Origin of the sequence: Arthrobacter sp. ok909, from assembly GCF_900104405.1 — a bacterium.
Lineage (GTDB): Bacteria > Actinomycetota > Actinomycetes > Actinomycetales > Micrococcaceae > Arthrobacter > Arthrobacter humicola.
The window spans coordinates 90,102-112,899 of sequence record NZ_FNJS01000014.1; the positions used below are offsets into that span (position 1 = coordinate 90,102).

23 protein-coding genes are annotated in these 22,798 nt (G+C 67.9%); 10 read left to right on the forward strand and 13 right to left on the reverse strand.

Translation table 11 applies throughout. The features are described 5' to 3' along the window. The first annotated feature begins 110 nt into the window (after positions 1-110). The 6 genes from BLR03_RS13010 (at position 111) to hutH (ending at position 7,968) form a co-directional block, all read left to right on the forward strand. The gene (locus BLR03_RS13010) at positions 111-1,709 is read left to right on the forward strand and encodes a PucR family transcriptional regulator (protein ID WP_091253147.1); all 1,599 of its coding nucleotides are present in this window, start codon (positions 111-113) and stop codon (positions 1,707-1,709) included. Then, positions 1,706-2,650 (forward strand): glutaminase, encoded by a 945-nt coding sequence (locus BLR03_RS13015; protein WP_091253149.1) that lies wholly within the window; start codon positions 1,706-1,708, stop codon positions 2,648-2,650. Before BLR03_RS13010 ends, BLR03_RS13015 begins: the two co-directional genes overlap by 4 nt. A gap of 73 nt (positions 2,651-2,723) precedes the next feature. Next, positions 2,724-4,238 carry an amino acid permease gene (locus BLR03_RS13020; RefSeq protein WP_091253150.1) on the forward strand — a complete coding sequence of 505 codons (1,515 nt, stop codon included), beginning with the start codon at positions 2,724-2,726 and terminating at the stop codon, positions 4,236-4,238. A gap of 70 nt (positions 4,239-4,308) precedes the next feature. Then, positions 4,309-4,455, forward strand: coding sequence for a hypothetical protein (locus tag BLR03_RS24430; protein WP_175460534.1), 147 nt, complete (start codon positions 4,309-4,311; stop codon positions 4,453-4,455). A 98-nt stretch (positions 4,456-4,553) separates the two neighbouring features. Continuing rightward, positions 4,554-6,281: a thiamine pyrophosphate-dependent enzyme gene (locus tag BLR03_RS13025; protein WP_254788467.1), complete on the forward strand. Its 1,728-nt coding sequence runs from the start codon at positions 4,554-4,556 to the stop codon at positions 6,279-6,281. A gap of 211 nt (positions 6,282-6,492) precedes the next feature. After that, a complete protein-coding gene (gene hutH, locus BLR03_RS13030) occupies positions 6,493-7,968 on the forward strand; it encodes an HAL/PAL/TAL family ammonia-lyase (protein WP_091253154.1) in 1,476 nt (491 codons plus the stop codon). Between the two features lie 122 nt (positions 7,969-8,090). Here the strand turns inward: hutH and BLR03_RS13035 are convergent, their stop codons facing one another. Continuing rightward, positions 8,091-8,870, reverse strand: coding sequence for an SDR family NAD(P)-dependent oxidoreductase (locus BLR03_RS13035; protein WP_091253156.1), 780 nt, complete (start codon positions 8,868-8,870; stop codon positions 8,091-8,093). 67 nt (positions 8,871-8,937) lie between these two features. Between BLR03_RS13035 and BLR03_RS13040 the strand changes: the two genes are divergently transcribed. Then, a complete protein-coding gene (locus BLR03_RS13040) occupies positions 8,938-9,681 on the forward strand; it encodes a TetR family transcriptional regulator (protein WP_254788468.1) in 744 nt (247 codons plus the stop codon). 85 nt (positions 9,682-9,766) lie between these two features. Here BLR03_RS13040 and BLR03_RS13045 read toward each other — a convergent pair whose 3' ends face one another. Together BLR03_RS13045 and BLR03_RS13050 are read right to left on the reverse strand one after the other, a co-directional pair. Then, positions 9,767-10,306 carry a DinB family protein gene (locus tag BLR03_RS13045; RefSeq protein ID WP_091253219.1) on the reverse strand — a complete coding sequence of 180 codons (540 nt, stop codon included), beginning with the start codon at positions 10,304-10,306 and terminating at the stop codon, positions 9,767-9,769. Positions 10,307-10,453: 147 nt separating this feature from the next. Continuing rightward, on the reverse strand, positions 10,454-11,179 hold the full coding sequence (locus tag BLR03_RS13050; RefSeq protein WP_091253157.1) for a DUF2306 domain-containing protein: 726 nt from the start codon (positions 11,177-11,179) through the stop codon (positions 10,454-10,456). A gap of 134 nt (positions 11,180-11,313) precedes the next feature. On the opposite strand from BLR03_RS13050, the gene BLR03_RS13055 reads away from it, so the two are divergent. Then, entirely contained in the window at positions 11,314-12,051 is a 738-nt protein-coding gene (locus BLR03_RS13055) for a TetR/AcrR family transcriptional regulator (protein ID WP_091253159.1), read from the forward strand. 7 nt (positions 12,052-12,058) lie between these two features. Here BLR03_RS13055 and BLR03_RS13060 read toward each other — a convergent pair whose 3' ends face one another. The 3 genes from BLR03_RS13060 to BLR03_RS13070 form a co-directional block, all read right to left on the reverse strand. Further along, positions 12,059-12,847: an alpha/beta fold hydrolase gene (locus BLR03_RS13060; protein WP_217639784.1), complete on the reverse strand. Its 789-nt coding sequence runs from the start codon at positions 12,845-12,847 to the stop codon at positions 12,059-12,061. A 90-nt stretch (positions 12,848-12,937) separates the two neighbouring features. After that, a complete protein-coding gene (locus BLR03_RS13065; protein WP_091253161.1) occupies positions 12,938-13,435 on the reverse strand; it encodes an SRPBCC family protein in 498 nt (165 codons plus the stop codon). A 19-nt stretch (positions 13,436-13,454) separates the two neighbouring features. Next, on the reverse strand, positions 13,455-13,889 hold the full coding sequence (locus BLR03_RS13070; protein WP_217639785.1) for an ArsR/SmtB family transcription factor: 435 nt from the start codon (positions 13,887-13,889) through the stop codon (positions 13,455-13,457). 131 nt (positions 13,890-14,020) lie between these two features. Here BLR03_RS13070 and BLR03_RS13075 point away from each other — a divergent pair, with 131 nt between their 5' ends. Continuing rightward, positions 14,021-14,230 (forward strand): hypothetical protein, encoded by a 210-nt coding sequence (locus BLR03_RS13075; protein ID WP_175460535.1) that lies wholly within the window; start codon positions 14,021-14,023, stop codon positions 14,228-14,230. Between the two features lie 21 nt (positions 14,231-14,251). Here BLR03_RS13075 and BLR03_RS13080 read toward each other — a convergent pair whose 3' ends face one another. Further along, positions 14,252-16,213 (reverse strand): ATP-binding protein, encoded by a 1,962-nt coding sequence (locus BLR03_RS13080; protein WP_091253164.1) that lies wholly within the window; start codon positions 16,211-16,213, stop codon positions 14,252-14,254. A 226-nt stretch (positions 16,214-16,439) separates the two neighbouring features. On the opposite strand from BLR03_RS13080, the gene BLR03_RS13085 reads away from it, so the two are divergent. Further along, a complete protein-coding gene (locus BLR03_RS13085) occupies positions 16,440-17,012 on the forward strand; it encodes an MOSC domain-containing protein (RefSeq protein WP_091253166.1) in 573 nt (190 codons plus the stop codon). Between the two features lie 168 nt (positions 17,013-17,180). Here BLR03_RS13085 and BLR03_RS13090 read toward each other — a convergent pair whose 3' ends face one another. The 6 genes from BLR03_RS13090 to BLR03_RS13115 form a co-directional block, all read right to left on the reverse strand. Continuing rightward, the gene (locus BLR03_RS13090) at positions 17,181-17,864 is read right to left on the reverse strand and encodes a hypothetical protein (protein ID WP_091253168.1); all 684 of its coding nucleotides are present in this window, start codon (positions 17,862-17,864) and stop codon (positions 17,181-17,183) included. Between the two features lie 90 nt (positions 17,865-17,954). Continuing rightward, complete coding sequence (locus BLR03_RS13095) at positions 17,955-19,076, reverse strand: NAD(P)/FAD-dependent oxidoreductase (protein ID WP_091253169.1); 1,122 nt, start codon at positions 19,074-19,076, stop codon at positions 17,955-17,957. Positions 19,077-19,141: 65 nt separating this feature from the next. Further along, positions 19,142-20,197 (reverse strand): Gfo/Idh/MocA family protein, encoded by a 1,056-nt coding sequence (locus BLR03_RS13100; RefSeq protein ID WP_091253171.1) that lies wholly within the window; start codon positions 20,195-20,197, stop codon positions 19,142-19,144. Next, on the reverse strand, positions 20,197-20,976 hold the full coding sequence (locus BLR03_RS13105; protein WP_091253173.1) for an amino acid ABC transporter ATP-binding protein: 780 nt from the start codon (positions 20,974-20,976) through the stop codon (positions 20,197-20,199). Before BLR03_RS13105 ends, BLR03_RS13100 begins: the two co-directional genes overlap by 1 nt. Then, on the reverse strand, positions 20,973-21,761 hold the full coding sequence (locus tag BLR03_RS13110; protein ID WP_091253175.1) for an amino acid ABC transporter permease: 789 nt from the start codon (positions 21,759-21,761) through the stop codon (positions 20,973-20,975). Before BLR03_RS13110 ends, BLR03_RS13105 begins: the two co-directional genes overlap by 4 nt. A gap of 112 nt (positions 21,762-21,873) precedes the next feature. Beyond that, positions 21,874-22,749, reverse strand: a complete 876-nt coding sequence (locus BLR03_RS13115; RefSeq protein ID WP_091253176.1) for an ABC transporter substrate-binding protein — start codon at positions 22,747-22,749, stop codon at positions 21,874-21,876. Positions 22,750-22,798: the final 49 nt, after the last annotated feature.

Consider the following 22,798-nt stretch of genomic DNA (forward strand, 5'->3'; position numbering starts at 1 on the left):
ACGAGCCACGTAACTTAGGATATTTTCCATATTTTCGGGGATAACCGCTCGATAGCATGAGGTGTCCGGACAGAGCCGTCCGGGAGGGTGCCAATGTCAGAAGGAAGCCCATGGCCGCAGCTACAGTGGACGACATCCTCGCGGATCTCCCGCTGGGCTCCGCGACCCTGATTCTTCGGCCCGCCCGCACGGATGCGGCGATCGAGCGCTTTCTGATCGTGGACGCCGACGACGAAAGCACCGACGGCGGGGCCGCGTTTGTCCTGTTGGTCGGCGTTCGCGGACGCTCCGCGTTGCCGTCAGTGCGGCGCCTGCTGAAGAACCCTCCCCTGGTCCTGGCCGTCAAGGGCAGCCCGGAGGAACTGGCGGAAGCCGAAGAACTGCTGCGCGCCGCCGGAACCGGTCTGCTGCTGGTGGACCCGGCCGCAGACTGGGACCGCCTCCTGTCCATCGCCAAGGACCGGATCCAGCCGCCCAGCTACCAGCGCGAAGTGCTGACCCTGCTTGAAGAGGACCTCTTCGCCATCGCCCAGACCACGGCCCGGCTAACCTCCAGCCACGTCGTGATCGAGGACGCCGCCAACAAGGTCCTGGCATATTCCACGGTCACCAACGCCATTGACGAGCTCCGCAAGGCCTCCATCCTGGCCCGGCGCGGCCCGCGCAAATACGAACTCCTGCTCAAGGACCTTGGCGCCTACCGCGAGCTGCACCGGACCCGCCTCCCGGTCCGGGTGCCGGCCCGGCCCCAGGACGGCCTGCGGGAACGCGTCGCCATCACCTTGTTCGCCGGCAACCGCATCATGGGCTACATCTGGCTCCAGGAAACCGGCGCCGGCTTCGGCGACGACGTTGATTACGTGCTCACCGGCTCGGCCGCGCGTGCCTCCGCCGAGCTCATCCGGTACCGCAACCAGCAGTCCGTGCACATGCGCGAGGACCGGATCGCGCGCCTCCTTTCAGGTCCGGCGGAGGCTGCGGCGAGCGCGCACAGTGAAAAGATCCCGGCGGACCGTCCCTCGGCTCTGATCCTGCTTGGCCTCTCAGCATCTGAAGCCAAGGAGGACGACGCGGCGCTCAAGCACGGGGAGCTGGCCAACCTCGCGTCGATCCACGCGGCCGCCTACAAACCGTCCGCCATCGTGGGACAGTTTCACGGTGACACCGCCGTCGTCATTCCCGGTCTCCAGTCCGCCAACGCCGAAGCCGGGCTGCGGAGCCTGGCCGAGGCAATCGTCAAGGACGCCGCCAAGCACCTCGGCATCAGCCCCTTTGCCGCCGTCGGACCCGTTGTCCCCGATCTGCTCTCGATTCATTCCGCGACCGGAATTGCCGAAGCCCTGCTGGACTGCATGCGCCGGTCCGGCGAAGTCCCGGTAGCCACTGTGGACGACTTCGAGGCGGAAATCCTCTTCCACGACGCCGTCGAAAACTTTACGACGGCGGCCTTCCGGCACCGCAGCCTCTGGGCCCTCCTCCGACACGACGCGGAACTGGCCGACACCCTGCGTGCATTCTTCGACGCGTCCCTGGACGTGGCCGAGTGCGCCAAGCGGATGCAGCTGCATAAGAACACCGTCTACTACCGGATCAACAAGGTCAGCCGGGTCACCGGGCTGAACTTCGGCAATCCCCGCGATTCATTGGTGGCCCTGCTTCATGTTCAGGAGTGGGCCGGCACGCAGAAGGAGCACCTGGGCAAGAAATGATGACAGCACTTGATTCGCCGCCGCTTGGCCCGGTCCTGGAAGACCTTGTCCGCAGCCACCGGCCCCGGACGGAAGCGGGGTCAGTTCCCGCCAATATTCCCCACCTGCAGTCCCCGCCGTTCGACCGGTTCGGCATCGCGGTTGCCACGACGTCCGGAGAAGTCTTCAGTTCCGGCGACGCCGATCTTCCGTTCTCGATCCAGAGCATTTCCAAGGTCTTCACCCTGGCGATGGCGCTCAGCGCCGACGACTCCGGCTCGTTGTGGTCCAGGGTCCTTCGCGAGCCGTCCGGGACGTCCTTCAACTCCCTGGTCCAGCTTGAAGTCGAGCACGGGATCCCGCGGAACCCCTTCATCAATTCGGGCGCACTGGTGGTCACCGACCACCTGATGGAAAGATCGCCCGACGCCGCTGCTCAGGTCCTGCGCTTCCTCACCGACCAGGTGGGTCATCAGAATGGTAGACAGGGTCCCTTCATCGACGAGGCGGCCGCAAGGAGTGAGCTTTCCAGCAGCAGCCGCAACCTGGCCCTCGCCCACTTCTTGAAGGAATTCGGCAACCTGCGGCGGCCCGCACAGGCCGTGGTGGAGAACTACGTCAGGCAGTGCTCAATCATGATGACCTGCGTGGAGGTGGCCCAGGCGGGCCTGTTCCTCGCGCAGGATGGCCGCGGGGCGCAAGGCGCGGTGGTCTCCCGGAGCGAGGCCAAGCGCATCGGCTCCATCATGCTGACCTGCGGCATGTATGACGCCGCCGGCGAGTTCGCCTACCGCGTGGGACTTCCGGGGAAAAGCGGTGTGGGCGGCGGCATTCTGGCGATCGTCCCCGGCGAGTGCGCCATCTGCGTCTGGAGCCCGCGGCTGGATTCCAAAGGAAATTCCCTGGCAGGCTCGGCGGCTCTCGCCGACCTGTCCGACCGGACCGGGTGGTCGATCTTCTGATCTGACGCCTCGCTGTCCCCACAATCTCTCTCCAAACCCCATTTAGATCTCCGACAGATCGAAAGGAACACCCATGCCCAACAACCCCAATGACGAGGTTGGCTTGTACGAGGCCGATGGTGGCCACGCCCATGCTTCGGATGCCCTGATCCATGCGGAAGACTCTGGCTACCACAAGAGCCTGAAGCCGCGGCAGATCCAGATGATCGCAATCGGCGGGGCCATCGGAACCGGCCTGTTCCTGGGCGCCGGCGGCCGGCTCAACGCTGCCGGCCCCTCACTGGTCATCGCCTACGCCGTCTGCGGCTTCTTTGCATTCCTGATCCTGCGTGCCCTGGGAGAACTGGTCCTGCACCGGCCCTCTTCAGGATCGTTCGTGTCCTACGCCCGCGAATTCTACGGAGAGAAGGCCGCATTCATCTCCGGCTGGTTCTATTGGATCAACTGGGCCACCACCACCATCGTGGACATCACCGCCGCGGCCCTCTACATGAACTTCTTCGGCAAATACGTCCCCTGGATGGGGACCGTTCCACAGTGGGCGTGGGCGCTGATCGCCCTCATCGTGGTCCTCTGCCTGAACCTTGTCTCCGTCAAGGTCTTCGGCGAACTCGAGTTCTGGTTCGCCCTGATCAAGGTCGCCGCCCTCGTCGCGTTCCTACTGATCGGCAGCTACTTCGTCATGTTCGGCACCCCCGTGGAAGGCCAGGAAGTCGGCTTCAGCCTCATCACCGACAACGGCGGCATCTTCCCCAACGGCCTGCTGCCCATGATCATCCTCATGCAAGGCGTGCTGTTCGCCTACGCCTCGATCGAACTGATCGGCACGGCCGCCGGCGAAACCGAAAACCCCGAAAAGATCATGCCCAAGGCCATCAACTCCGTGGTCTTCCGCATCGCCGTCTTCTACGTCGGCTCGGTCATCCTGCTCGCCCTGTTGCTGCCCTACACCTCCTACCAAAAAGGCGTCAGCCCGTTCGTGACGTTCTTCGGATCCATCGGCATCCAGGGCGTGGACGTCATCATGAACCTCGTGGTCCTCACGGCCGCCCTGTCCTCGCTGAACGCCGGCCTCTACTCCACCGGCCGCATCCTGCGCTCCATGTCAGTAGCCGGGTCGGCCCCGAAGTTCGCCCAGCGGATGAACAAAGCCGGCGTACCCTACGGCGGCATCGCCATCACCGCAGGCGTCTCCCTCCTCGGCGTCCCGCTGAACTACCTGGTCCCCGGCCAGGCCTTCGAGATCGTCCTGAACGTCGCCTCGGTAGGCATCGTCGTCACCTGGGCCACCATCGTGCTCTGCCAGATCCAGCTCAAACGATGGGCAGACAAGGGCTGGCTCGAACGCCCCTCGTTCCGGATGTTCGGCGCCCCCTACACCGGATACCTCTCCCTCGTCTTCCTGCTCGGCGTGCTCGTCATGGTCTTCATCGATTCCCCGCTCACGCTGATGGTGACACTGCTGGCCTGCGCGCTGATGGTCGGCGGCTGGTACGCCTGCCGGAAACAGATCCACGACATCGCCGAAACCCGCGAGGGCTTCACGGGCGCCGCGCCCGTGCTGGCCAACCGGACTCCGATCCACTAACCGAACCTCGCTAATCGAACATTCGTCCGCTGACCGGTCCCACCATCCGACCTACAACCTGAAAGCCTCCATGAAGCCACGAAACCCGCTGAATCCCGGCCACACCAGCACCCTGCAGGAGCGCCACCCGCCAGCCGCGCGCACCAGCAACCCGCCGGCGTCGAACGACAGCTGCGAGGACGGCTGCTTCTTCTGCACCGGACCGGAAACCGATTAGGCCCCACCATCCGATCCGCTGGATTCAGTGGACATGCCTTGCCCGCCAAACCAACCCAAGAAGACAACCAAGTGATGAAAACGGAGTCTGCATCCACCATGACCGCAACCGACACGTACCCAGTCGACGGCGACACCCTCCCACCCCTCCAGACGGTCCCGGCGGCTATCCCGGACAGCTTCAACGGCAGCGGGGCCCTAAAATCCGCCGGCCACGTGATTGTCGATTCCCTCGTGGCGCACGGAGTTGAGCGCACCTTTGTTGTGCCGGGGGAAAGCTTCCTGGACGTGCTCGACGGGCTGCACGGCTCGGACATCGAGACCGTGGTCTGCCGGCACGAGGGCGGCGCCGCGTACATGGCCGAGGCCGACGGCAAGATGAACCGGCGCCCCGGCGTCGCCATGGTCACCCGCGGCCCCGGCGCCGCGAACGCCCACGTCGGCCTGCACACCGCATGGCAGGACTCCACCCCGATGCTGCTCTTTGTCGGACTCATTCCATTCGCGCACCGGGACCGGGAGGCGTTCCAGGAATTCGACATCAAGGCATGGTTCGACACCGGCGCCAAGCGCGTGATGGTCCTGGACCACCCCGAGCGGGCCTCCGAGATTGTCGCCGAGGCCATGTTCGCGGCCATGAGCGGCCGCCCCGGCCCCGTGGTGGTAGGCCTGCCGGAGGACATCATCCGCGCGCAGATCGATCCGACCCTGCACCCGGCCATCCCGGTGGCCGCGGGTGGCATGAGCAGCACGGATGCCGGCGCCCTCGCCGAGGCCCTGGCACAGTCCCGGAAGCCGCTCTTTGTTACCGGCGGAAACGACTGGACCCAGGACGCGGCCACAGAGCTCACCGAATGGCTCGAAAAGCACCACATCCCGGCCGCGGCGGAATGGCGCACGCAGGGAACCGTCTCCTTCGACTCCCCCAGCTACGTCGGACCGATCGGCTACGGCCGGCCCCGCCCCACCTACGACCTCCTGGAGGAAACCGACCTGCTCGTGTTCGTCGGGACGGTTCCGGGCGACGTGATCACGGACGGATTCGTCTGCAGGCAGGACTGGAACAAGAAGAACTTCCTGGTCACCATCGATCCCTCGCTGCGCGGCCGCTCCGGCCCCGTCTCCCGCCAGATCCTGGCCAAGCCGGAGGCCTTCGTCCGGGATCTGGGGAACATTGACCTCCCGGTCAAGGAGGAGTGGAAGGCGTGGACGGCCCGGATGCGTGCCGAGCAACAGTCGTTCGCCAGCCTGCCGCCGTCGACCCCGGACGAAGGGCCCGCGAAGATGGACACCCTCATGGCCAACCTCGTGCCGCTGCTGCCCGAGGACGCCATGGTCACGTTCGGGGCTGGCGAGCACACCAACTGGGCGCACCGGTACTTCCCCACCCGGCGCTACGCCTCGATGATCAGCGCCCGGAACGGCTCCATGGGGTACTCGATTCCATCGGCCATCGCGGCATCGCTGGCCAGCCCGGAGCGGCGGGTGGTCACCATTGCCGGCGACGGGGAATTCCTGATGAACGGCCAGGAGCTCGCCACGGCCGCCCAGTACGGAGCCACGCCGCTCATCATCGTGATGGACAACCAGGAGTACGGCACCATCCGCACCCACCAGGAACGCCACTACCCGTCCCGGGTATCGGGCACGCAGCTGAAGAATCCCGACTTCGGCATGATGGCCCGGGCCTTTGGTGGTTTCGGCGTCACGGTCACCGAGGACCAGGACATCCAGGCCGCCCTCGAGGCCGCGCTGGCCGCCATCGACCGCGACGGCGTGTTCGCCCTGGTCCACCTCGTCGTCGAACAGCGGGTCAAGGCCTACTAGATTGCGGTCCGGCCAGTAAACAGACGGACGACGACGGCGGGAGCCTCCCGCCGTCGTCGTGTCCTCCTGGTTGCGCTATCAGGTCTGGTTGTCATTCGGCGCCGATGGCCGCCATACCTGAAGTGCAACGGGTGGTTGGGGTGATCTCTTGTTCGGCGATCTCTTGTCCGGGGCGGCGGGCCGCACCACACTGGTTGCTGGAGGCAACGTCATGGAACCAGTCACCATCAGCGATCTGCCGATGACGCAGGAGGAATTAGTCGCGGTAGCCGAGGGCGCGCCGGTGGCACTCGGCGAGGCCGCCAGGGAGCGGATCGCGGCGAGCCGGGCCCTGCTGGAGGAGGCCATGTCCGGCGGCGACCCGATCTACGGGCTCAGCACGCGGGTCGGCCACGGCAAGGACACCAGGGTCCCGCGAGACGAACTCGAACGGCAGCAGCAATTCCTCGTCGCGAGCCATGGCGGCTCGTTCGGCCCCCTGCTGGACCGGACGGTGGTCCGGGCCGCGATGGCCGTTCGCGTCAACGGCATGGCCCGGGGCGGCTCCGGCGCCAGCCCGGCCGCGGCAGACACCCTGCTGGCCATGCTGAACGCCGGCGTGCACCCGGTCCTGCACGGCACGGGCTCGGTCGGGGCTGCCGATATCAGTCCGATGGCCGGCATCGCCCAGGTGGCTCTCGGCACCGGCACAGCGGAATTCCGGGGCGAGACCCTCCCCGGAGCGGAAGCCCTGCGCCGTGCCGGGATCGCGCCGCTCCGGCTCGAGGGCCGCGACGGACTGGCCTTAATCTCGGCCAACGGCGTCTCGATCGGCCACGGGGCCCTGGTGCTGGCCCGCGCGGCCCGGACGGCCAGCGCCGCGGACCAGGCCGCCGTCCTGTCCATCGAAGCCACCCGGGGCAACCCCTCGGTCTTTTCGGCCTCCGCGGCCGCGGCCAAGCCGTATCCGGGGCAAGTCGCGGCAGCGGCCCATCTGCGCGGACTGCTGGAAGGCAGCCTGCTCCTGACCCCGGGCGGGCCGCGGTCGGTGCAGGATGCCCTTTCCTTCCGGGTGATCCCGCAGGTCCACGGCGCGTTCCGTGAGTTCCTCGCCACGGCCGAGGGTGCCGTGGACACGGAGCTGAACTCCGCGAGCGATAACCCGCTGGTCGACGTCGCATCCGGCTCGGTGCTGAGCAACGGCAACTTCCATCCGATGGTGCTGGCCATCGCCTTCGACGCCCTGCGCGTGGCACTGGTCCACGTGGGGCAGCTCAGCGAACGCCGCATGAGCCACTTGTGGACTGCCATCATGGCGGCGATGAAATCGGGGCCGCCGCCCGGGAGCCGCGGCCCCGCCGCGGCTCCCGGCGTGCAGCTCCGCTACGCGGGGTCCGCCTGCTACACCGAGCTCCGGCTCCTGGCAGCATCGGCCACCCTGGACTCGACCATCCTCGATGTCGGCGTCGAGGACCATGCGACGGGAGCCATGCTGAGCGTCCGCAAGACCGAGGAAGCGCTGGGCCTTCTCGAGGACCTGCTCGCGATCGAGGTTCTGCTGGCTGCCGACCTGCTGAACATCTCGGCCCCGGGAACGCTCGGCGCCGGGGCCGAGGCGGTTCTCCGGCTCAGCGCGGAGGCGGCGGACGGTGCCGAATCGGCCGCCGACGTCCACCGCAAACTGCGGGAACGCTTCCCCGAAAACTAGCCCTCCCCGTGGATGCGCTATCAGTCCTGGTCGTCATTCGGCTCGGATAACCGCCAAGACCGACAGCGCAACGGGTGGGTGGGCACGGGGGCGGCCGTGGGTGGGCGCGGGGTGGACGGACCTTAGACCGCCGACCAGCCGCCGTCGGATGCGAGGACCGCGCCGTTGACGTTGGTGCCGTCGTCGCTGAGCAGGAAGGTAATCGAGGCTGCCAGCTGCGCCGCGGTGGCGGGTGCCGGGATGTTCACGCCCATGAGCGGCTGAAGGCGCGCGGCGCCGAGCTCGGATCCCCACGGGGCCTCGATGTTCGTGATGGTGGCGCCCGGGGCCACGGCGTTGAACCGCAGGCCCTTCGGCCCGTACATCACGGCGGAGTTCTTGGTCAGGCCGATGACGGCGTGCTTGGACGCCGTGTAGGTGGCGCCGGCGGCGGACCCGCGCAGCCCGGCCTCGGAGGCGATGTTGACCACGGAACCGGTACCGGCCTCGAGCATGAGCGGCACGACCGCGCGGGTCAGGCGCATGAGGGCCGTGACGTTGATCCGGAAAACCCGCTCCCAGGTTTCGTCGTCCACCTCGTGGATCGGCGTGAAGTTGTCCATGATCCCGGCGACGTTCGCCAGCGCATCAACGCGGCCGCCCGCCGCGGCCACGACGGCGGCAACGGTTTCCTCGGTGGAGATGTCGCCGGGCACGGGAACCAGGTCCAGGCCGGCGTTGTCCTGCACGAGGGCGTCCAGGCGTTCCTTGCTGATGTCAGCCGCGATCACCCGGCCGCCCTCCTTTGCGACGCGGAGGGCCGTGGCCTGTCCAATGCCCGATCCCGCACCCGTGACGATGACGGTCTTGCCCGCAAAGCGGCCCGCGGTGACGGTTTCCTGCCATGAAGCTTCGTTGCCCATGATGTCCTTCCAGACGTTGAGGATGCTGACAGGCTCACCTTATGACACTCTGTGTCATTATGTAAGGGTGAATACCGGCCAGCCCTCCGAGGACCACCAGCCCGCCGCCGCCGCGCGCGCCACCGGGCGGCCGGCGACGATCGACCCCGACGCCGTCGCCCGCATCGCCCTGCGCCTGTTTGCCGAGCGCGGCTACGAGCAGACGTCCATGGAGGACATCGCGGGCGCGGCCGGGATCGGGCGCAAGAGCCTTTACCGCTACTTCGCCAGCAAGGCCGACCTCGTCTGGGGCGGCATCGAGCCGGTCACGGAGGCGGCCGGCCGGGCACTGGGTAGTGCGGGTGACGGCGGCGGCCCCGTTGGCGAGTCCGACGACGGGCCCGCTGGCGCGTCCGACGGCGGTTCCAACGCCGACTTCGACGGCGGGCTCCGGCCAGGGGCGGGTACGGCGCAGATCCGGGCGGCGCAGATCCGGGCGGGGCTGAGCGCGGCGGCCGTCGCCGGGGCGGCCGTGCTGGCGGACCTTGACCTCACCCGCGGACGCCTGCGGCTTATCGCCGAACACCCGGAACTGGCCAGCCGGAGCTACGCCGCCCTCGCTCCCCAGCGCGAGCGGGGCCGCCGGTATTTGATCACGCTCGGCATCCGCGAGGACATGGCCGGCTACCTCTGCGCGGCCTATCTGGGGGCAACATTCGAGGCCTGGATGCAGTGGGCCGCCGGCAGCGATTCCGATCCCGTGCCGTACCTGCTGGCCGCCATGAACGTGCTGCAGATGCCCGATGTGCAGGAGTCTTCGATAGACGCGTAGGACTCCCTGAAGACGCAGGCGGCGGGCGAGTGGCGCCGTCGGACTCCCCGCCGGAAACGCCCGGGGAACGCCGTGGCCGCCGTGGCTACTCCCCGGTCTGGCCGTCTACGACTTCGCGAAGGAGGTCGGCGTGGCCGTTGTGCCTGGCATACTCCTCGATCATGTGGCACAGGATCCAGCGCAGGCTCGGCGCCGAGCCGTCCGGCCACGGGCGCCGGGCCAGTTGGTCCAGGCCGCCGCCGGCCAGGGCATCCGCGACGCATTCCCGGGAGCGGCCGACGGCGTCCTGCCACAGGTTGCGTAGCTGGTCCGGGGTGTCTCCGGCGGCGGAATGCCAGTCCCAGTCTGGGTCGGCCTTCCAGTCCACGGTGTCGAACGGAGCCTCCCGGTCCCGCCCGTGCAGGGAACGGGAAAACCATTCGCCCTCCACGTAGGCCATGTGCTTCAGCAGCCCGCCCAGGGTCATCGATGAGGCAGCGGTGGTCGCCCCGAGGCCGGCGGCGTCCAGTCCGGCGCACTTCCACGCCAGCGTGGCCCGCTGAAAGTCCAGGAAACCCAGGAGGGTCGCGGTTTCATCGGCGGAAAGGGGAGGCTCCGGGCGCCCCTGATCGTCCACAATTGTCATGCGCATGAGTCTAGCGGCCTGCCATCCGGCGTCCGTGGGGCGCGCCGCCGACGCCTCGCGGCCTCGATCTCGCCGGAAACTCTCCGAGTCGCCGGGAAAGTACGGCGAACCGGCAGCACTCCGGCGATTTCGACGACGGCGGGCGCCTCACGCCGTCGTCCGCCTCACTGGTTCAAGACCCGTGACTTTCCGCCCGGAAGGCCGCGGCACCCCCGTGGCCCGCTGGGCGCGCCGGCGGATGACGAACTCGGCCACCGCAACATTGATCACCCAGGCCGATCCCAGCAGCGCCGCCCGGGTCGGCTCGTCGGGCGGGCCGACCAGCAGCATCCAGGGCAGGCTCACCAGCGCCTGCGTTCCCGCAGCGACACCGATCGCGTAGCCGCGGGTCATCCATGCTCCATGCCGCACAAAGTCCCGGCTCACAATGGCGACGACTCCCAGGACAATGCTCGCCGCCATGGCCGAGCCGAAGACGAGCCGCAGGACGAAGAGCGCCGGGCCGTCGCCGGCCGGCAGCGGATAGAAGGCGGCCATCCACAAACCGGACAGGGCGGCCAGCAGGCCCGCCGGTGCCAGGATGCGGCCGGCGATCCGGTGCCAGCCGCGGCGGCCCCGCAGTGAAGGCAGGAACTGGAATGCCCCGAGCAGGCTGTAGGTCGTGACGCAGACAATGTGCGTCACCACGGGAACGGGCGAGGCGAAGAACCGGGCGTTCTGCGGCGTGATGGCCGCACCTCCGGTCAATTCCGTCAGCCGCGCTGCCCCCGCAATGACCGGGATGAGGCTGAGCAGGATCAATCCGGCGGGCACCGGCCACTGGGGGCGACGGCGGACGCGGGGCACGGGAGCGCTGCTGGCTTGAATCGTCATGGCTTGGTCCTTCGCTGGAGCGGCTCGCGGCCCGTTTCGAACGGCTCGCGGTGTACGGCGTACACCTGATGCGCACAACGCTAGGTGTACGCCGTACACTTGTCAATAGGAGAGCGCTAGGGAAAGGTGGCCGGATGACCCAGCAAGCGGAACGCACGCGCCGGATCCCCCTGAGCCGGGACCGGGTGCTGACGGCAGCCGTCGTACTGGCCGACAAGGTGGGGATCGAGGCGCTGAGCATGCGCCGGCTGGCCCTGGAACTCGGCGTCGTGCCGATGGCGCTCTACAAGCACGTGGCCAACAAGGAGGAACTCCTCGACGGCATGGTGGACGCGCTCGTCAGCGAGATCGATCCTCCCGCCCGCGATGCCGGCTGGAAGGACGCCGTGCGGCTAAGGGTGCTCTCGGCCCGGCGGGCGCTCCTGCGTCACCCGTGGGCCCGGCAGGTGCTGGAGTCGCGCACCAACAAGACGCCGGCGGTCCTTGGGTACATGGATTCGTTCATCGGGATGTTCCTGGCCGGCGGCTTCTCCGTCGATCTGACCCACCACGTCATGCATGCCCTGGGCAGCCGCATGTGGGGGTTCACTCAGGAGCTGTTCCCTGAGCCTGCCGGCGGGACGGCTGAGGGGACGGCGGATCTGCCGCCGGAGGTGCAGGCCGCCATGTTCCGCGAGATGGCCGAGCGGTACCCGAACATCCTGAAGGTCGCCACCTCGTCCGCGCACGAGGACTCCGTGGTGGGGCAGGGCTGCGACGACCAGTTCGAATTTGAGTTCGCGCTGGATCTGCTCCTGGAGGGCTTTGAACGCCTGCACCGGCAACACTGGACTTCCATGCCGAAAAAGACCTCGACGCCGGCAAAGCCCTGACCGCGTCCTACTCCCCCAGGAACCGCAGCAGGTAGGGGACGATGGTCCGCATGGCCGTCAGGTCGCCGCCGCTGGCAGACAGTTCGCCGAGGTAATCGCCATGGCCGCCCGGCACGATCATCAGGCGGGCCCCGGGAATGACACGGGACATCCGCACGGCGTGTTCTGGGCTCATGACGTCGCGGTCGGCGCCCAGGACCAGGGTGCGGGCCGTAATGCGGCGCAGGTCATCGTCCGGCCAGCCTGCGAAGGTCAGGATGCGCTGACGGTCCAGCTCGAACAGCCGCTCAAGGTGTCCGGGCTCCGGATTCAGCCGGCGGTCCGCGTCCTTAAGCGCCTCCGGCATCTCGGCAAGGGTGCCCTTCGCCATTCCGTCCCAGAACTCGTCGCTGACCGCGTCCCGGCCGACGAAGGTGGAGGCGGCAATCAGGCACCGCACGGAGGCCGGATACCGCATCGCCAGTGCCAGCGCGGTATGGCCGCCGGCGCTGAAACCGAGCACGTCCACGGAGTCCACCTTGAGCTCGTCGAGCACGGCTTTGATGTCGTCGGCGGAGTTTTCAGCGGTGAGCGGGCGGCCGGTCGCGGCGGTCCGGCCGTGCCCTTCTTCATCGACGGCGATTACCTGAAGACTCTCGGCCAGCAGCGCCGGGATGAGGCCGGCGAAGTTCGTCTCGATGGTCGACCCTCCGCCGGGGATGAGCAGCAGCGGGGGCTTGTCGGCACGTGGGTGACCGTGGACCTCGTAGTACATGCGGAGATCGCCATTGGCCGCGTAACCGTGGGTGAAAGTCACAAGGCATCCTAACGCCGCAGGCAGCGGGCTGAATAGGGCCACAGCGGACGACGGCGGGAGGTTCCCGCCGTCGTCCGCTGTCGCTGCAGCTCAGGCGTTGACGGATTCGGCGAGGATCGCGTCCACCTGGCCCAGGGCCTGGTTCATGCCCTCTTCCATGCCCATGGCGACGATCTGCTCCATCTGTTCCTCGGCCTCGAAGGTGGACAGGACGGTCATCCGGGTGCGGCTGCCGATCGGTTCCAGCGTCACGACCCCGCGGATGCTGCCCATGTCGGCCACGGGGTCGCCGTTGTCGTCCGAGAAGCCGTCATCGAACTCCAGACGGTGCGGGGCGTCGATGGCGACAAACCGCCACCAGCCACGGGCCTTCTCCCCTTCGGGGCCCGTCATGAAATAGGTGGCCTCGCCGCCGGGGACGAAGTCGTGCTTCTCGAACGTGGCCGGCCAGGTGGGCGGGCCCCACCAGCGCTCGAGCTGGCGCGGGTCTTCCCATATCTGCCAGACGCGCTCCACGCGGGCGTCGAATTCGGCGACCACGGTGAGGCTCAGCGCCTCGAGATTCTTGACTGAACTGACAACGGTCATGACAAACCCTTCCTATCCTTCAGCATTGCTGCGTGTTCCCTGCCTGTTTCTTGCCTGCTTCGGTCCTGTCTGATTCTGACTTGCCTGGTTGCGGGTCGGCTGTCTCGGCGAGCAGGTCAGCGATCCGGTCGGCCCGCCGCCGCCAGATGACCTCGTACTCATCGAGCAGGCGGCGGGCCTTCTGCAGCCCGTCATGGTTGGCCCGCACAATCTGTTCCCTTCCCCGCTTCTGCTTCGAGACCAGCGAAGCCCGTTCCAGCACCGCCACGTGTTTCTGGACGGCCGCGAAACTCATGGCGTAGAGGGCAGCCAGTCCGGAGACCGAGTACTCCCCCACCGTCACCCGGCGCACAATGTCCCGTCGCGTCGCATCGGCGAACGCCTGGAACAAGCGGTCGAGTTCTTCGTCGCCAAGCGGTTCGCCGAGCTGATTCCTGCGCTGATCTACAACCATTTGGTTGTAGAATAGCCCGGTGTTTCGAGGGTGTCAATGGGGTGGCGGGTGGCCCGGGACGCCGAGTTCGCCGGAGGCCCGCCAATTCGCCGGAAGCTTACGGCGACCCCACAGGGGTCCGGCGAATTCGCGTGCCTGTTGAGGTCGCGGATCCCCCGCCGGCCCCGGGCGAAGTCCGTGTCAGGGTCCTCGCCTGCGGCGACTCGTTCACCGACGCGCAACTGCGGGCCCGCACCTATATCGCCTGTGGTGGCCGAGCGGCTGCCGCTTCGGAGGCCCGGCGCGCCCATGAGCTGCTGGGGAGCACGGCGGCTACAGGGAAGATCGTGCTCGTCCCCTAAACCGGCACGGTCACCGAGCGCTTAGCCCAGGAACGTGCGGTGGATGTCGCTCCCGTAGCGACGGATGATGTCCCGTTTGGCGGCCTGGAAGGCCTTAAGGTCGCCCGCATGCCCGTGCTGTTCCACGCGGCGCCTGGCCAGCTCGTCCGAGATCACATCCAGGAAGAGCTCGGCCAGTAACAGCCGGGCGGAATCCCGGAAACGGCCGCGGCCGTCGACATACAGCTGGACCGTTGGGGCGCCGGTGTTGATGATGACCTTGCGCTCCGCGGGGCTGTAGACGGCACGGTCCGCGCTGTTGTGCAGCGTGCGGAAGTCGTAGCCGGTGAAGAGGTCGACGCCGTGATCCCGGCTCGGGCGGTGGACCTCGCGGTGCGCCGCCGCCTGTTGCGCCGAGGCATCGGCGGCGATGGCGTGGTGCGGCGGCTGGTCGGCGCTGCGGCGTGAGGCGTGTTCAGCGATGACGATCTCGCACAACGCCCAGCAGTCGCCGGCCCGGACAGTGATCTCGCCGTGCTCCCCGGCGCGCTCCCCCGCCATGGTCCACTCGATCCTCCGCGTGTCCCCGAGCGCGCTGACCGGGACCGGGGCGGGCGCGGGGTCAATCCGCAGTGAACCGGGCAACGCGAGCTCAAAGGTGAGCGTCTCGGCGTCGGGCAGCTGACCAGGATCCAGCAGCAGCGCGACATGGAACGGGTGCCCCGGCGGCCGGTAGTAGAAGGGGGTGGTGAACCGCAGGGCCGCCGGCGGTGCCACCGCCGCCGAGCCGTCGCCGTTCCGGAGCGGCGGGCCCGTCTCCAGCCCCAGATCGATGACGGCCGCCTCGCTCATGTGCTGCAGCAGGTGCTCGATCATCTCGGCGGTCCGCCCGGACGTCGTGGCGCGTTCCAGGTGGGTGAGCTTTTCCTTCTCAGCCTGCACGGGGCCGGCGATCATCCGGCTGACGGCGCGGGAGAAGGCGGCGACGAAGGGGTCCTTGAGATTCAGGCCCTCCCGCTCGTCGCTGATGATCGCCTTGCCCCGGCCCAGCATCTCGGTCAGTGCCGGGCAGCGCACGGTGCCGAAGAGGTATTCCGTGCCCACCTGGTTCTCGTACTCGAACAGTTGGCAGTCGAGCACGGCCATGCCGGATTCAACCACCAAGCCGGCGGTGCGTTCGTCGCCCTTGAGCGTCAGTTCCACGTCCCGGGCCCGCTTGAGCGTGACGGTGAACGGGAACTCCTCACCATCAAGGCTGAAGCTTCCCGGCTGGTCGGGGCCGAGGAGCACGGTGGCCGGCGGCTCGTGGAAACGGATGTTCTCGCTGCCGTAGTCCTCGGCGCCGGGACGTCCGTGCACCAGCTCCACCTCGCGCCGGTCCAGGACGTCCCGCAGATAGATGTTGTCCGAGAGTGACTGCAGCAAGGTCGCGTGCTGGGTGATCGTGACGTGGGGATTGTCGACGACGATCGTCACCCGGGTGCCGTTGCCGGCGGCGCCGGCGTCGATGTCCCCGGCGGGGATGCCCAGCCGGGCGTAGTCGGCGGGGAAGGCGCGGCGGTCTGCGCCGTCGTCGTCGTAGAGGTAGCCGCCATTCTCGCCGCGGAAGACGTCGATCCGGGTGAACCGGCCGTTCTGGATGGTCTCGATCCAGCCGTGGCCCAGGCCGAAGATGGCCTGCTTGAGGCCGCGGCCGAAGTACCCGCGCCCGGCGCCCTCGCCGCGGGCGAGCGGGCTGTGCGCGCCGCCGTAGCTGAGGATGCGCCCGGCCTGCTCGAAGGACATGCCCTCCGCCTGGTCGCTGACCATCAGCACGGCCCCGGCGTGGTGCCGCTCGTAGCCGACGTGGATCCGCCCGGTCACGGAAGCGCCGGCCTTTTCCAGCCGGGCGTAGCTGTCGTCGCTGTTCGTGATCAGCTCCACCAGCGCCTTCTCCACCGAGGCAAAACGCCGGGAGTCGATCCCGATCACGCGCTGGTCCACTTGGATTTCGGCAACCGTCATGCTGTTTACCTCGCTCACAACTTCGCTGTTGCTGCGCCGTCGGCACCGGACGTGCCGATACGTGGAGCGTAGCAGTTTGAGCTTTTGTGGCACGAGCGTGCGAAATCTCGCCTGCCGGGGACAACACGGCATCGACTGCTCCAGTACTGCCGTTATGAGGACCCAAAAGGGCTGTTGTGGAGCAGTCGATGGCCCTGAGCCGTGCATTGGACGCTAGTTTGGTGGCATGACGGAAACGTACAGGTACGACGTCGAGATCCTCCATCTTCTCGTCTCGCCGGCGCACGCCTATTTCGGCCGCGCGCGCGACGGTGCGGCAGATGTCCCTACGACGGACGCGGAGCGGGCCGAACTGGTCGCCGGGAAGGGCATCGTCGGCGACCGGTTCTTCGGCAAGGCCGCGCACATGGATGCCGCGGTTACCCTTATCGCCGTCGAGTCCCTCGAGGCGATGGCCGCGGAGCTGGGCGTCGGACCCTTTGACCCGCTCCTGACCCGGCGCAACGTGGTCCTCCGGGGCGCCCAGTTGGCTCCCCTGCTGGGTCAAGACTTCGCGCTCGAATCGGGCGGGGAAGTGGTCCGGCTCCGGGCCGGTCGCCCCGCCCACCCCTGCGCCTGGATGGACCGGATGCTCGCGGCCGGAGCCCACGCCGCCATGCGGGGACGGGGTGGCGTGCGCTGCCAGCCGCTCTCGGACGGCTTCCTGAGCCGCGGGCCGGCCGTCCTGGTCAGCCCCGTCCCGCTCGAGCCAGAAAAAGCAGGCCAGGCTGTGGTGCTCCGGCCGAGACGCCTGCCGTAGCAGTCACCGCACTGCGCATGGTCGGGTGCTCACAACCACAGCCGATTTCGCCGGAAGGCTGCCAATTCGCCGGAAGCTTCCGGCGAATTGGAGGGTTTCCGGCGAATCCGGCCCGCAGGCTTCACGGGAGGCTCCCGCCGTCGTCGTCCCCCTGCTGGTACGGCGGCGCTAGGGCCGGGCTGCGGCGACGGGCGCGTCCGCCCGCGGCCAGGCCTGGTCGAGCCCTCTAATCCGCCGGTACGCGACGCGCACGAACCGCACCCCGTTGGAGGCGATGCTGACCACGCCGAAGAAGGCGAAGCCGAACACCGGGTCCCCGGCCTCGGCGATCCTCAGCACGGCGATTCCGGCCAAGAAGTAGATGCTGCCTTCCACGGTGTTCACACCCACAGAGAGCAGGCTCAGGCCGCGAGTGGAGGCGCTGGCCAGGCCTTCGTACGCGGCGGGGACGGCGTAGAACAGCGTCGATACGCCCAGCATGAGCCCGAGGGCGTCCTGCACGGGCACGAAAAACCGGGCGCCGAGCGCCGCGAGCACAAGGGCCGCCGCGGAGCCGGCCCCGGCCAGGACAATTTCGCGTCTCTTCCGGCTATCGGTCCGGGCCACTTCCCGGCACAGGAAGGCATGGATCACGATCCACAAGAGGTTGGCGGCCAGCACCCACCAGCTCTGCACCAACAACGCCAGGGCCAGCCAGCCCAGTCCGGTGCCTGCGAGCACGCCCAGGCTCACGCCGCTGACGCCGTCGCTGGTCCCGGTGCGTTGCACCCGCAGGAGCGCGGGAACTGACCGGATGAGCTCGACGGCGAGCAGGGCAAGCCCGGCAAGCGCGGCGGACGTCTCGGCGAACAAGTTGCTCCTTCAGCTTCCTGCGACGAGTGGGCAGTTGAAGCCACCATAGCCGAGCCGTGACGGGCACGGCTCGGCCTCTGCTGGCAGTGCCTAGGAGAAGCGTCCCGGCCGGAAGGTTGCCAGCATCGGGTGCTTCTTGCCGGTCATGATCTCGCCCGCGAGGAGTTCGCCGGCGATGAGGCCGAGCGTGGCCCCGGAGTGCGTGAAGGCCACGAAGCAGCCGGGGACCTGGCCGAGTTCGCCGAGGACCGGCTCGCCGTCGCCCGGGATGGGCTTGTACCCGAGCTTCCAGGAGGCCGGCTTGAGCTCGGGGTTTCCGGCGATGAGCTTGGAGGCTTCGTCGGCGAGTTCCTGGACGACGTCATCGGGGATGCTGAAGGAGCCGTCGACGTGTTCGGTGATGTGCTCTTCGTACCAGTCGTGGTCCAGGGCAAGCGTGTTGCCGGGGTTGGGCCGGACGGCGGCCCGCGGGGTGTTCAGCACGGCTTTCAGCCCGTGCTCCACGGGTTTGGTCACCACCAGCATGGAGACCGGGGACCCGTTCGGGATGTCGACGCCGAGGGGCGCGACGACGGCGGGCGTTGCGGCGCCGCACGCCACCAGCACAGTGTCTGCCTCGTAGGTGGCGCCCGCGGCCGTCTCGACGCCGGCGGCCCGGCCGGCGTCGACCGTCACGGAGACTTTGCCGGCGTTGAGGACGAGTTCGCCGCCCCGGGCGTGGAATTCCTCCATCAGGAAATCCACGAGTTCGGGCAGGCTGACCCAGCCCTCGCCGGGGTTGAAGATGGCGTTCTCGGGTACGGCGTCCGGATCGATGCCGGGCGTGGCTGCGGGAATCTGTTCGGGGGCAAGGAGCTTGGAGTTGTAGCCGATGGATTCTTCGTAGTCGTGGCGGGCTTCCGTGGCAGCCCCGTGCCCGGCGGCGTTCCACATGACGCCGCCGCCGAACTGCAGCCAGTCCCGGCCGGGGTCCGCGGCAAAGAGGGTGCGGTACCGGTCCACGCCGGCGACCCGGAGCTGGTGGTACGGGGTGGACCGTTCTCCGGCGGAGTTCAGCCACGACAGCGAGCGGCCCGTGGCCTCGCTGGCGAGGCCACGTTCGCTCAGGAGGATAACGGAGGCGCCTTCGCGGAGCAGGTGGACGGCGGTGGAGACGCCGAGGATGCCGCCGCCGATGATAGCGACGCGTTTGGTTGAGGGCGTGGAGGACATGGGTCTCCCTTTCGTTGCGTAGTGAGTTTGGGTTGCGCACGAGCCTTGGCCGGGGCGCAGTGTGGCTAGGCGAAAACGCGGATCTTGTCGATGACCTTCAGGACTTCGAGGGACTCTGCGGGGTCCACAGGTAGCGGGCCTTCGCCCCGGAGGGCTGCTGCCAGCCGGGTGTAGAACTCGGGATAGGCGCCCGCCCGGGCAGGGACGGACTCGTCGGCGCCATCGACGCCGACGCGCCCCCAGGTATCCTCGGGGTCGACACCGTAGGCGTGATCCAACGGCGTCATGCCGGCTGCGAGGGCAGGTTCCTGGCTGTCCAGGCCCCACTTCGTGTAGCCGGCCTCGGAGCCCAGGACATGAAACCTCGGGCCCACCTGGGCCGCCATCCCGTTCATCCACAGCCGCGACCGGACCCCGGATTCGTGGAGCAGGGACACGAAGGCCTCGGTGTCGGCACCGTCCGGGTCCGGGCCGTGGTTCGCGGTCTCCCCATGGCTTTCCGTCACGGCACCAAAGAGCTGGATGGCCTGGTCGATCAGGTGGGCGCCGAGGTCGTTGAGGATCCCGCCGCCGTCGGACACTGCGGCGGTGTCCCGCCAGTTCCCGAAGCCTTCCGGCCGCCACCATTCAAAGCGCGATTCGAAGCTGCGGACCTCCCCCAGCGGTCCTTCCCGGAGAAGCTCTTGGAGGGTCAGGAAGTCGGCGTCCCAGCGTCGGTTCTGAAATACCGTGAGCTGCACGCCGGCCTCGGACGCCCTGGCGATGAGCGCTTCGCCCTCGGCCGCCGTCGTGACGAACGGTTTGTCCACCACCACGTGGAGGCCACGGGCCATCGCGGTTGCAGCGAGGTCGTAGTGTGTCAGCGGAGGCGTGCCGAGAATGACGAGGTCCAGGTCCCCGGCGAGGGCGAACAAATCCTCCGGCGTCGGGACGATCCGGGTGTCCGGGTAGAGCCGTGCCGCTTCCGCGGCGCGGACCGGATCCGCCGTGACGATCACGTCCAGCGAGTAGCCGGGATCCGCCGCGATCAGCGGTGCGTGGAAGACCTTGCCCGAGATTCCGAATCCGACGACGGCGGTGCGGATCGGTGCAGCTCCTGCGTTTCCGGTCAGGGTCTCCATCAGAGCACTTCCGAGAGGAAGCGCTGGAGGCGTTCGCTTTGGGGGTTGTCGAAGAGCTCGGCGGGGGTTCCGGACTCGACGACTTCGCCTTCGTCCATGAAGACGACCTGGTCGGCGACTTTGCGGGCGAATCCCATCTCGTGCGTGACCACGAGCATGGTCATGCCGCGGCGACCCAGGCCTGCCATGAGGTTCAGCACCCCCTTGACCAGTTCCGGGTCGAGCGCACTGGTGGCCTCGTCGAAGAGCATGACTTCCGGTTCCATGGCCAGGGCGCGGGCGATCGCCACGCGCTGCTGTTGTCCGCCGGAGAGGTCCCGGGGGCGGTGGTCGGCGCGTTCGGCGAGGCCGACCTCGGCGAGGCGGCGGCGGGCGCGTTCCCTGGCATCGGCTTTGGGCATGCCTTTGACGCTCCAAAGGGCCAGGGCCACGTTCTCGAGGGCGGTGTGGTCCGGAAAGAGGTTGAAGTGCTGGAACACCATGCCTATGCGGGCGCGCAGGAGGTCCGGCTTAACCGCCAGGGCGCTTTCGCCGGCCAGGAGCACGTCCCCGCTTTTGGGTTCGTGCAGACGGTTGACGCCGCGCAGGAGGGTGGACTTGCCGGAGCCGGAGGGCCCGATGATGCACGTGGTGGTGCCCGGGGCGACGGTGAGGCTCACGTTGCGGAGCACCTCGATGTCGCCGTAGGCCATGGTGAGGTTCTTCAGTTCCAAACTGGAGCCGTGGAAGGTCTCGATGTCCGGGGCGGCGTTCTTTGTGGTGTTGCTGGCGAGGCTCATGTGTTGCTCCCGGTGGTCAGCGGCGAGGCCGCGGCGAGTTCCTTGACTTCCTTGAGACCGCTGCTGGGGGCGGCGGGGCGGCGCCGGCCCGTGCGGAAGCGGTTGTCGAAGTGGTTGACCAGGTGGGTCAGGGGCACCGTGATCAGCAGGTAGAAGATGCCGGCCATGACCAGGGGCGAGAGGTTGCCGGAGAGAACGGCGGCGTCCTGGCCAACGCGGAAGAGTTCCCGTTCGGTGACCAGCAGGCCCAGGAAGTAGACCAGCGAGGAGTCCTTGACGATCGCGATGAACTGGTTCACCAGTGCCGGGAGGACCCGGCGGACGCCTTGCGGAACCACCACGAGGGCCATGGATTTTGCGTAGCTCATGCCCAGGGCGCGGCAGGCCTCGCCCTGGCCTTTGTCCACGCTCTGGATGCCGGCGCGGAAGATTTCGCCGATGTAGGCGCTGGCAATCAGGCTCAACGCGATGATGCCCAGGGGATACGGCGAGGGACCGAAGATCGACTGGCTGAAGCGGGCGAATCCCTGGCCGATCAGCAGGATGGTCAGGATGGCCGGCAGCCCTCGGAAGAGGTCCGTGTAGATCCGTGCCGGGACCCGCAGCCACCTGGAGGGGGATATTCCCATCACCGCGACGATCATGCCGAGGGCAACGCCGATGATCGTTGCTGCGATGGAGATGATGAGGGTGTTGAGGAGACCGACTCCCAGAAGTTGCGGAAGGACTTCGGCCATTGCGTCGAAGTCGAAGAAGGTGCGGGTGATGGTGCTTAACCAGTCCATGGTTGCTCTCAGACGTAGGTAGCTTGTGGATCCCGGACGGGCCGCGCTGCGCGGCCCGCCCGGTCAGGTGGCCGGCGGGCTAGGTGCCGGACGTGCCTCGTTGTGGGGACGCTTATTTGCTGGGGGTCGGGCTGGCCGTCTGTTCGGCCTTCGGCAGGTACTGCTCGGGCATCGGGGAGCCCGGGAACCACTTCTGGTAGAGCTTCTTCCAGGTGCCGTCCTCCATGGCTGCGGCCAGGCCCTTGTTAAGGGCGTCCTTGAAGGCAGTCTTGCCCTTGGCCACGGCGAACCCGGCGGGGGCGTCGAAGGACGGGATGTCCGCGGCGCTGACCAGACCGTACTGCGTCTCATAAGCCTTGGCGGCCTCGTAGTCCAGGAAGTGCGCGTCGACGGATCCGCTGTTGACGGCGGCGATTGCCGTGTTGTTGTCTGGGAAGCGCACCAGGTTCGCGGAGGTGAAGTTCTTGACCGCGTAGGCCTCCTGCAGCGTTCCCTGCACGACGCCGAGTCGCTTACCGGAGAGCCCGTCTGCGCCGGCAATGCCCGAGGTCTTCGTGGTGATGACCGTCAGATAGCCGGCGAGGTACCCATCGGAGAAGTCGACGGTCTGCTTGCGCTTGTCCGTGATTCCAATGGCCGCAACGCCGGCGTCGAACTGGCCGTTGGAGACGGCGGCGAGCAGCCCGGAGAAGTCCTGTCCGGTGAAGACGACCTTGTCGATTCCGGCGCGGTGGGCGACGTTCTTGAAGAGCTCGACGTCGAAGCCCGTGAAGTTCCCCTGCGCGTCGGTGAAGGTGTAGGGCTTCGAATCGCCCAGGCTGGCCACGCGAATGGTGCCGGCCTCAATCAGGCCGTAGGGGTTGTCCGCCGGCGAGGACGAGGCGGAGGAGGATCCCCCGCAGCCGGACAATGCCAGGACCGCGGCGACGGCCGCGGCGACGAGCGCCACCGGGCGGTATTTCTTTCCTGTGTTCACAGCGTTTTCCAATCGTGGGAGAGGGGCGAGGTAGTCGGGCAGTGGGCCCCCGTAGTGCGGG